Below are 10561 nucleotides of genomic sequence, written 5' to 3' on the forward strand. Positions count from 1 at the left end.
AGCTCAGTTGGTAGAGCATCTGCTTTGCAAGCAGGCGGTCGCCGGTTCGAATCCGGCCGGCTCCACCATGAGTATCCCCCCTGTTGAGGATTCCCAATGTCGGGCTCATAGCTCAGTTGGTCAGAGCACACGCTTGATAAGCGTGGGGTCGATGGTTCAAGTCCATCTGGGCCCACCATTTTTGGTAACGGACAGATGGGATACAAAATTTAGTTCTTTGAAAGTTCAGGGTTATATTCCAAATATAATTTATAAATTTGTAAGTGGGTAAAATAAACGCCTAGAATACCATGCGTTTGCATAAACCAGTTACAGCCATTGGTGGATGCCTTGGCGTCATATGGCGATGAAGGACGCAGCAAGCTGCGAAAATCTTCGGGGAGCGGCACGCACGCTTTAATCCGGAGGTCTCCGAATGGGGAAACCCAATACCGGTAATTCGGTATTACTCCCGGTTGAATATATAGGCCGGGTAGAGCGACACGCGGTGAAGTGAAACATCTCAGTAACCGCAGGAAAAGAAAGAGAATCGATTCCGTCAGTAGCGGCGAGCGAAAGCGGAACAGCCCAAACCAGAGGGATTTATCCCGCTGGGGTTGTAGGACCACATCATGGAAAGTGATGATTAGAAGAACGCTCTGGAAAGGGCGACCAAAGAGGGTGACAGTCCCGTAATTGAAAATCTGATCGGACCTAGTGGGATCCTGAGTAGCACCGGACACGTGAAACCCGGTGTGAATCTGCGCCGACCACGGCGTAAGGCTAAATACAAGATGACGACCGACAGTGAACTAGTACCGCGAGGGAAAGGTGAAAAGCACCCCTGTTAGGGGAGTGAAATAGTAACTGAAACCGATGGCTAACAAATCAGTAGGAGCGGCTTTATGCCGTGACTGCCTGCCTTTTGTATAATGAGTCTGCGAGTTAATGTCCGTAGCAAGCCTAAGCCGCTCAGCGGTGGAGGCGCAGCGAAAGCGAGTCTGAATAGGGCGTCAAGTTGCTGGCATTAGACCCGAAGGGGAGGTGATCTAACCATGACCAGGATGAAGCGTTGGTAAAACAACGTGGAGGTCCGAACCGGTGTATCTTGAGAAATGCTCGGATGAGTTGTGGTTAGGAGCGAAAGACTAATCAAACCCCCTGATAGCTGGTTCTTTCCGAAATATATTGAGGTATAGCGTCGAGCGCTGACCTATGGAGGTAGAGCACTGAATAAGCTAGGGCCCCTACCGGGGTACTGAACTTTATCAAACTCCGAATGCCATAGGGTGTAGCTCGGCAGTCAGACGGCGGGTGCTAACGTCCGTCGTCGAGAGGAGAATAATCCAGACCATCGGTTAAGGTCCCAAAATGTAGCTCAGTGGAAAAGGATGTGATTTTACTTAGACAATGGGGATGTTGGCTTAGAGGCAGCCACCATTTAAACAGTGCGTAATAGCTGACCCATCGAGTGAAATTGCGCCGAAAATGATCGGGACTTAAGCTACATACCGAAGCCGTGGATTTCAGCATTAGCTGGAGTAGTAGGAAAGCGTTCCAAGTGCAGCGAAGGAGAAGGGGCAACCGACTCTGGAGCGCTTGGAAGTGAGAATGCAGACATGAGTAACGATAAAGATGGTTAAATTCCATCTCGCCGTAAGGATAAGGTTTCCTGGGGAAGGTTCGTCCGCCCAGGGTTAGCCGGGAGCTAAGACGAGGCCGTAAGGAGTAGTCGATGCACAGGAGGTTAATATTCCTCCGCCGGCTTGCAACTATCCCTAAAGTGCTGATCGAGGGACCCTACAGACCTGTTATGACAAGGCACTGCAAAGCTACGGCTGAGCGGGTGTAGGGAAACGAGGTTACAAGAAAAGCTTTAGGATTACTATGCAGGTCGCCCGTACCGCAAACCGACACAGGTATCCGGGATGAGTATTCTCAGGCGCGCGAGTTAAATCTCTCTAAGGAACTCGGCAAATTAGCCCCGTATCTTCGGTATAAGGGGTGCCTTCTTCGGAAGGTCGCAGTTAATAGCGTCAACCGACTGTTTAGCAAAAACACAGCTCTCTGCAAAGTCGCAAGACGACGTATAGGGAGTGACACGTGACCAATGCGAAAAGGTGAACATCTGGGGTGAGAGCTCCGGGTCTAAGCCCTCGTGAATGTCGGCCGTAACTATAACGGTCCTAAGGTAGCGAAATTCCTTGTCGGGTAAGTTCCGACCCGCACGAATCGTGTAACGAGTTGACGACTGTCTCGGAGAGATGCTCGGTGAAATTGTAGTAGCGGTGAAGATGCCGCTTACCCGCAGCAGGACGGAAAGACCCTATGCACCTTTACTGTAAGCTGTTATTGTCGCTTGATTTTCATTGCGTAGAATAGGTGGGAGACGTTGATCCTTCACTCCAGGGTGAAGAGGAGTCACAATGTGAAATACCACTCTTTGTTGGTTAGGCGTCTAACCTTGACCCGTTATCCGGGCAAGGGACAGTGATAGCAGGTCAGTTTTACTGGGGCGGTATCCTCCCAAAGTGTAACGGAGGATTTCGAAGGTTCCCTCAGCCCGGTCGGTAATCGGGCTTTAGAGCGCATGAGTATAAGGGAGCTTTACTGTGAGACCTACAAGTCGAGCAGTTGCGAAAGCAGGATCAAGTGATCCGGTGGTTGAATGTGGAATCGCCATCGCTCATAGGACAAAAGGTACGCTAGGGATAACAGGCTGATCGCGCCCAAGCGTTCACAGCGACGGCGCGGTTTGGCACCTCGATGTCGGCTCATCACATCCTGGGGCTGGAGAAGGTCCCAAGGGTTCGGCTGTTCGCCGATTAAAGTGGTACGCGAGCTGGGTTCAGAACGTCGTGAGACAGTTCGGTCCTCTATCCGCTGTGGGCGTTTGAGACTTGAGGGGTTCATTCTCTAGTACGAGAGGACCGAGAATGACGAACCGCTGGTGTTCCGGTTGTCACGTCAGTGGCAGCGCCGGGTAGCTAAGTTCGGAAAAGATAAGCGCTGAAAGCATCTAAGCGCCAAGCTGTTCCCAAGATAAGGTCTCAATCCGACTTCGGTCGGTGCAGGGTCCGGGTAGACCACCCGGTTGATAGGGCACAAGTGTAAGCATGGTAACATGTTCAGCTTAGTGCTACTAATGACCCTGCCGGTTTATGCACACAAAACGCATGGTGTTCTCAGGCGTTTATTTTACCTACTTTACCTGAACTTTATGACTTATCCCGTCTTCGACGGGATTCCCCTTCCTGGTGGTTATATGCCGGGGGTCCCACCCGTTCCCATCCCGAACACGGCCGTTAAGCCCCGAGCAGCCAATGGTAGTTGGACGATAGGTCCCGCGAGAGTAGGTTGTCGCCAGGTTTTTGGCCCGGATTCTGTTAACGCAGGGTCCGGGCCTTCTTTTTTTCCGTCTATTGATCGGCGGCGGCTTTGTTACCTCATGCGTACGTTCATCGGTAGTGTGGCAGGGATTAAGGCAAATCCATGACTGGGTGGTCGTCCCGGACACACGTCAACGATGGCGCCGGGTGGAAGTGCCGGTTATGATGAGCTACCGCGGAATCTTTACCGTCAGGTTGATTGCTCAGGCGATGGACGCTCTAACCATTCTAGCGACTGCGTCCGCTGTTCGCATGCCATCCAAAGCTGCGCTGACGATTCCGCCGGCGAAGCCAGCGCCTTCTCCGCATGGAAACAAACCCTCTACCATTGGATGCTCCAACGACTCCTTCCGAGGTATGCGCAATGGGGAGCTTGTGCGAGTTTCCACTCCGATTAATTGCGCGATTTCACTATCATAACCTTTGATTTGTCTTCCAAAAAGCAGAAGGCCTTCGCGGAGACGCTCAACCACTCCACGAGGCAGGAGCTCATCCAAGCGGCTGGCAACGATACCGGGGTGATATGATGTTGGATTTAGTTTCTCCGATCCGCGCCCTTGGATAAAATCAGGAACCCGTTGACCCGGAGCTTTTTGTCCGCCGCCGCCTGCAATTTTGGCGGACTGCTCAAGGTTCTTTTGGAAGGCGATACCAGCGAGAACCCCGAATTTTGGTATAAGGTCCGCGGTATCTTCAGGCTCGATTGTGACCACCAACCCGCTGTTGGCGTAAAATGAATCTCGACGAGATAGGCTCATGCCATTGACGACCACCTCATCATTTTCGGTCGCCGCAGGAACGATGAATCCGCCGGGGCACATGCAAAAAGAATGCACGCCACGGTCGCGTATCTTTGTCGCAAGCCGGTAGCTCGCAGCGGGCAGGTAGTCCGGCCGCTTTGCATCTCGGCCGAGGTGATACTGTCGTGCGTCGATGAGCGATTGCGGATGTTCGATTCTTACGCCGATCGCGAAAGGTTTCGGCTCCAGGAGAAGCCCGCGGCGGTTCAAGAGACGGTAAATGTCTCGAGCGCTGTGGCCGGTGGCTAGAATCACCGCGTCTGCGTTGAACTCATCTCCTGTTGCAGTGACGACGCCGTGCACTCTTCCTCGAGTAAGCAGCAGATCGGTAACCCGTTGCTGAAAATGAACTTCACCTCCGGCGTTAAGAATGCTTCTGCGTATCGCCATCACGACATTGGGCAACAGGTTCGACCCGATGTGGGGATGCGCATCGACTAGAATGTCGGATGGTGCTCCATGTGCTACGAACGTTTCGTAGACTTTCTGAACAGGCCCGCGCTTCGTGGCTCGGGTGTAGAGTTTACCGTCGGAAAAGGTTCCGGCACCGCCCTCGCCGAAACAGTAGTTCGAATCTTCAACGACCCGGCCAGCCCTGAGTAAGGGGGCAAGATCGAACCGACGAGCGGAGGCGTCTTTACCGCGTTCAAGCACGATCGGTTTGAGTCCGCGTTCGATCAGTTGCAGGGCGGCAAAAAGACCCGCCGGACCAGAGCCTACGACGATTACGCGTTTCGCTCCGTTGGGAACAGCGGGGTAGTCTGCTATGGGCTCCGGTGGGGGGAGCTTCGGCCGATCGATTGCGACTTCAAAACGTAGGCGGATTACAATTTCGCGCTTCCGGGCGTCGATCGAACGTTTTTGCAGGTGAAGTGAGGCGATCCGGTGCGGCGCAACTCGCAGCTTCTTCGCCACCGCAACTTTCTGCTGCGTGACATCGTTCGCGCGGGCTAGCGGAAGCGATACGTCGACTGTTTGAGCGCGATGATCGGCCATGTTGCCCATGAGCAAGGCGTGTTGGAGACTTGGCGACAAGGACGACCGCGAGTCGCCGCCGGCAAATTTCTTCACCTTGCGGTGGGATCTAGATGGCTCTTGTGGGAGAGAGAAAGGCGGACGGAATTGCTGCGCTTCGGCAACTCCCGATGAAATCAGGCCACGTCCGGGAGTTGACCTCGGGCGGTAAAAATCGATTAGTGTCTAGAGCGTCCACGTTCCATTGTGGGCGGGTTTGTCCCCAGGAGACTTCCATTTTGCAAATTCTAGCTGTTGAAGACGATCCGGTTGCGCGTCGTGTGCTGAGGCAGGCGCTCAAAAAGTTGGGTCATGAAGTCATCGAAGCTGAAGATGGCGAGGCGGCGCTCGATGTGCTCGCCCGGGAGAAAGTGCGTGTCATCGTCAGTGATTGGATGATGCCGCAGATGGACGGGCTGGAGTTCTGTCGCCAAGTCCGCAAACGGCCAGGTGAAGATTACGTGTATTTCATCCTGCTCACGAGTCGGACCGCATCGACGGAGAACGAGCGCGAGGCAGCCGATGCTGGCGTAGATGATTTTCTCAGCAAGCCGCTGGATGTAAATGAATTATGGATGCGTTTGCGTGTCGCGGAGCGAATCCTGCAGTTTGCCACTCAAGTCCGCACCTTGGAGGCCTTCCTCCCCATCTGTTCCTACTGCAAGAAGGTCCGTGAGGACTCGAACTATTGGACTCAAATCGAGAGCTACATCAATACGCGGACGGGGACCGACTTCAGCCATTCGGTGTGCCCCGATTGTTACAAGGCGGTTGTTTTGCCAGAGTTGGAAAAGCTTAAGGCTGATGCGGCTCGCGCGCGGAAGGAAGAAGAGGAACGTGCAGCTAAAGCGGCGGCCGCGGAGGTTGAACAGGCCTCTGATAAGGGCTAGCTTGGTTTGACGGAGTGCAACCGGGAGTCGAGAGAGCAACCGATGGATGAAGCCCGTATAGCCCGCCTTGAGGAGCGACTGGCCTGGCTTGAACGACACGTCGTCGAGCAGGATAAAGTGATGCTGCAACAAGGAGATACCCTGCAAAAATTGCGGGAGGATCTGCTGCAAATGCGCGAACGCATGAGCAGTCGGGAATCGCCTCTCGATCCCAACGAGCGGCCTCCGCATTACTAGCGGACTTCTGCCATTTCCGGTCGAATTTAGTCGGTGGGCTCAGGTGCTCGCCGCGATGCTCGGGGGGATAAGAGTGGTTACCCGTCTCTATCCGCCAACACAGCGACTAGAGCGCGGCGAAGTCTGAGAGCGCTGCGCCCGGCCGAAAACGTAACATTACTCTCCTTGGCAAATGTGACGATGAAGTTACGTTGTAACTATCCCGTAACAATCAACCAGGATTCAGCCATGACTCTCAAAACCCTTCTCGCTGCGGTGGTTTCCCTGACAGTTGCCACGCTCTGCTCAGCCGCCGCCGACTCAACCGCCACCGCCAGCGCGGGCAACGTCACCAAGGTCGCCCATATCGCGGGGATGGATAAGGCCCCAACGGTTCTGGAGAAAACGGCTCCCGTTTACCCGACCTACCTCCGGGAACGTGGTATCCAGGGCATCGCGACGGTCGAAATGCTCGTCGACTCGACCGGTCGGGTCGTTGAAGCCAAGGCGGTTCGTTCGACCTTGCCGGAATTCGGCATTCAGGCCGTCAACGCGGCCAAGCAATGGTCGTTCAGCCCGGCAGAGGCCAACGGTCAAAAGATTTCCGCCCGCATTCAGGTTCCGTTCGAGTTCGTCATGCCCCAGGTCGCGGCACTCGAGCGCGACTGACTGGGATCGCGCCAAGTTGATTCATAAGCCCCGCTTCGGCTCTCAGCCGAGCGGGGTTTTCGGTTTCGATCGAGCGCAGCGCGGCTCCACCGTCGCTACGGTGGAAAACGCTATGCGTAGATATGCTGAACGTCCGAGTGCTTGAGTTGCCCTATGAGGTGTTGTTGCATGTCCGTTCGCTTGCTCGTCCAAATGGGCTTGCTCTCGTAGTTTACCATGGCTGAACCCACGCAAAACCTCGACGATCTCTGGGAGCTCAGTGAGCTCGAACAGCGCATCGCTGCGCGTCCGATTCCTGAAGACATGGAGCGGTTGGCGACGAAGTATGAGCTTCTCGGGTGGACGAAGGAGGCGGAAAAGCTCCGGCAACGCGCGGCGAATGCCCGCACCAACCCGGATCGTCGAGAAGCCGTGCGGCTGATCGGTCCGTTTACCCCCGTCGTGTTGCTGGAGATCCTCCGGGTCCTCCACCTCACAAAAAAAACCGGCGAGCTGCTACTCGAGTCATCTTCTGGCATGACCGCTGCGGTCACGGTGGCGGATGGCGTGTTGGTCGACGCCCAGGCAGAGGACGTGCAGCCCGGGGTCGCAGCTCTGCGTCAGGTGCTCACTCTGTCCGGCGGGCGTTATCAATTTTTGCCGGGCACGATGCGCATTGCTTTCCAAACCCTGCCGGCGGACAGCGCCGCGCTGCTGATGCAACTGTCCGACGAATTCTGCGGCGCGTGATGAACATTGCGGAGACTTTTTGATTCATGGCCAAGATTCTCGTAGTTGAAGACGATCGCGCCACCGGGCAGTTGATGCTTACCTTGGCGGAAAGCCTCGGTCACAACGCGGCCTTGGCCAGTGACGGCGAGTCGGCGCTCACCATGGTGCGGGCCGATCCGCCGGACATGATCATTTCCGATGTTCTGATGGAGCCGATGGATGGCTTGGAGCTGCTGGAAATCGTGCGCAAAGAGTTTCCCAAGATCGCGGTCGTATTGTTTTCGGCCTCGCGGGATCCGGAGGTGCAGGTGCGCGCCTTGAAGTTGGGTTCGGTGCAGTTTCTCGCCAAGCCCCTGCGGATCGAGCAACTCAAGAAAGTGCTCGAGAAAACGCTGGCCGACCAAGCCTCGGCCGCCAACGCTGATGCACCGAGTGCACCCGGCGCGGCCATGAAAGCGCCGATGCGGGAAATCACCGTTGAGGGATTGGAGGAGGCGCTGCGTCCCTTCCTGCCCGGCCCACGGCTACGCGATGTCCGGTTCCGTCTCGCGCGCATGGCCAAGGTTCGAAACCGCGTGTTGGTGGAGGCCGCCGAGGGGGTTTTCAACACCGACATCCTGTCGTTGCTGCATCGCCATTCCCACCGTGCCGCGGGCCCCTTGAAGGTGATCAATTTTGCCAACGCCGACGTCGACGAGCTTACCACCCAATGGGGGCAAAACGCGCACGCTTGGTTACAGGCGTTTTCCGGTGGCACGATGGTGCTCCTGCAGGTGGAGCAACTGCCATTGCACGCCCAAGGCATGCTGGCGGATCTGGTGCGTTTGGTGCAGGACATCCGCATCATCGCCACCACCCATCGCGACCCCGACCAGTTGCTGGCAGAAGGGAAGCTCAACGAAAGCCTCTACTTCCGCCTGTCGCTCTTCTCGATGCGGATTCCGCCGGTCACGGACTTTGCGGGAGAGGTGACCGAGATCTTTCTCGATGCGGTGAGCAGCAGTTCCAGCTACCAAGTTGAAGGCCGACCCGAATACGACGGGGCCGCGCGCGAAGCGCTCGCAGCCTACAGCTGGCCGCGCAACTACACCGAACTGCATCAGGTGGCGGATTACGTGGCCGCGCGATTGGAGTCGACCGGCATCACGCTGGCCTCCTTGCCCGAAGTGGTGGCGAGTGCTCGTTGGCCCAGTCTCACAACTCAGGTCGAGCGGGCGGCGGTCAAGCACGTGGAACGGGTGGTGCGAACCACGAGCGACGTGGCTCGCGCCGCGGCGGTTCTTGGTGTCGACCAACAACAATTGCACGACTACTTGGACAACAAGTCCGAGGCCTTGCTTTCGATGTTTGCGGCTGCGGGCAACGCGGCCCCCCGTTCCTACAGTGCCAGCCAACACGAACGTATTCTCATCGTTTCCCCCGACGACCTTTGGCGCACGTCCACGTTGGCGATGGCGACGCGCGCCGAGCGATCCGTTCTCGGCGTTGCCGATGCCCTGGGGGCCGTGGCGGCGCTGCTTTGCGCACCCGAACCCTTCCACCACGTGCTTGTCGCCCCTCCGCTGGACGTGTTCTCGGCCGGCGAGCTCGGGCAACAGATTCGACGAATCAGCCCGACCACGACCCTGGCCCTGCTGGAGGCCTTTCCGGAACCGGAGGATTGCGAGCCGTTTCACGAGGTCTACGACCGCCCGGACGACGCCGACCGGTTGGAGCGTTTGCTCGGTCTGATGCGCGAATACCGCGAAAGCCACCGCAACCACTGACCCTCCGCATCGTGGTGATTCGGGCGTTGAGCCGAACCACCCGTGTCCTTTGCCTCATCGGCGACCATGGCATCGACTCCCATCGACTTTTTCAATCGCTACACCGGCCAGATCGAACGTGAGCAGGTTTATGGCGAAAAGTGGCTGCGTTGGGCCTACGAAACGGGCCTCGGTCGAGCGACCACTTCGGTCCTGCTGCGCCGCAAATTCTTCTCTTGGTATTACGGCCTGCGCATGAATCGCGCCTACAGTGGCAACAAGGTGCTGCCATTCGTCGTCGACTATAACCTGGATGCCGATGAATTCGGCAAGCAGGCGTGGGAATACCGGACCTTCAACGAGTTTTTCGCCCGCGCTCTCGCGCCCACCGCCCGTCCGATCGCGACGGGGGACGACGTTGCGGTCCTGCCGGCGGACGGTCGTCACTTGGCTTTTCCCAACGTGGACGAAGCCGATGGGTTTTATGTGAAGGGCTCGAAATTCAGCCTCACCGAACTTTTCGGCAAAGCCGAGGACGCTGCTCCTTTCACCGGCGGGTCGATGGTGATCTCGCGGCTCTGCCCGGTGGATTACCATCGATTCCACTTCCCGGTCGAGGGCGTGCCGGAGCCCGCCGAGCTCATCAATGGCTGGTTGTATTCGGTGAGCCCCATCGCCCTGCGCCGGCAGGTGAAATATTTGGTGCAGAACAAACGCATGCGCACGCGCATCGACTCGCCGCGTTTTGGTCAAGTCGCGATGTTTGAAGTCGGCGCGACCTGTGTGGGCACGATCAAACAACTGTTTGTCGAGGGTCGCACCAATGTGAAGGGGGAGGAGAAAGGGCTCTTCAAGTTTGGTGGATCCTGCGTGATCACGGTCTTCCAAGCCGGCCGTATCACATTCGCTTCGGATCTGGTGGAGCACGGTCGCGCACAGCGTGAGGTCTACGCCAAGATGGGCGATGTTCTCGGTCACGCGACGAGCTGAAAGCGACGCTCAAGTTCAGGCTTTCCCTGTGTGGCGCGGCGGCTTCACTGTCGGCCATCACACATCCGCTCGGGTGGTGGAATGGTAGACACGAGGGTCTTAGAAGCCCTTGCCGAATGGCGTGCTGGTTCGAGTCCAGTCCCGAGCACCAGCCTTCG

At 56.8% G+C, this 10561-nt stretch carries 7 protein-coding genes, 3 tRNA genes and 2 rRNA genes (1 of these 12 only partly in view); 11 read left to right on the forward strand and 1 reads right to left on the reverse strand.

The window, feature by feature from the left end; all coding sequences use genetic code 11:
- From AC0MRV_RS09595 to rrf, 4 genes are all read left to right on the forward strand, one after another.
- Positions 1–68, forward strand: a tRNA-Ala gene (locus AC0MRV_RS09595); it begins 8 nt to the left of the window's first position.
- Between the two features lie 33 nt (positions 69–101).
- Positions 102–178 (forward strand) — tRNA-Ile (locus AC0MRV_RS09600).
- A 120-nt stretch (positions 179–298) separates the two neighbouring features.
- Positions 299–3146, forward strand: a 23S ribosomal RNA gene (locus tag AC0MRV_RS09605).
- A gap of 86 nt (positions 3147–3232) precedes the next feature.
- Positions 3233–3348 (forward strand): 5S ribosomal RNA (rrf, locus tag AC0MRV_RS09610).
- A gap of 223 nt (positions 3349–3571) precedes the next feature.
- On the opposite strand, the gene AC0MRV_RS09615 is transcribed toward rrf, so the two are convergent.
- Positions 3572–5239, reverse strand: a complete 1668-nt coding sequence (locus AC0MRV_RS09615) for an NAD(P)/FAD-dependent oxidoreductase (protein ID WP_472764246.1) — start codon at positions 5237–5239, stop codon at positions 3572–3574.
- 182 nt (positions 5240–5421) lie between these two features.
- On the opposite strand from AC0MRV_RS09615, the gene AC0MRV_RS09620 reads away from it, so the two are divergent.
- The 7 genes from AC0MRV_RS09620 (at position 5422) to AC0MRV_RS09650 (ending at position 10554) form a co-directional block, all read left to right on the forward strand.
- Positions 5422–6072: a response regulator gene (locus AC0MRV_RS09620; protein WP_472764247.1), complete on the forward strand. Its 651-nt coding sequence runs from the start codon at positions 5422–5424 to the stop codon at positions 6070–6072.
- 42 nt (positions 6073–6114) lie between these two features.
- Entirely contained in the window at positions 6115–6309 is a 195-nt protein-coding gene (locus AC0MRV_RS09625) for a SlyX family protein (RefSeq protein ID WP_472764248.1), read from the forward strand.
- A 228-nt stretch (positions 6310–6537) separates the two neighbouring features.
- Entirely contained in the window at positions 6538–6957 is a 420-nt protein-coding gene (locus AC0MRV_RS09630; protein ID WP_472764249.1) for an energy transducer TonB, read from the forward strand.
- 216 nt (positions 6958–7173) lie between these two features.
- A complete protein-coding gene (locus AC0MRV_RS09635; protein ID WP_472764250.1) occupies positions 7174–7686 on the forward strand; it encodes a DUF4388 domain-containing protein in 513 nt (170 codons plus the stop codon).
- A gap of 26 nt (positions 7687–7712) precedes the next feature.
- On the forward strand, positions 7713–9434 hold the full coding sequence (locus AC0MRV_RS09640; RefSeq protein ID WP_472764251.1) for a sigma-54-dependent transcriptional regulator: 1722 nt from the start codon (positions 7713–7715) through the stop codon (positions 9432–9434).
- Positions 9435–9500: 66 nt separating this feature from the next.
- Positions 9501–10403: an archaetidylserine decarboxylase gene (asd, locus tag AC0MRV_RS09645; protein WP_472764252.1), complete on the forward strand. Its 903-nt coding sequence runs from the start codon at positions 9501–9503 to the stop codon at positions 10401–10403.
- Between the two features lie 67 nt (positions 10404–10470).
- A tRNA-Leu gene (locus AC0MRV_RS09650) sits at positions 10471–10554 on the forward strand.
- Positions 10555–10561: the final 7 nt, after the last annotated feature.

This window comes from Actomonas spartinae, from assembly GCF_051209155.1.
GTDB lineage: Bacteria > Verrucomicrobiota > Verrucomicrobiia > Opitutales > Opitutaceae > Actomonas.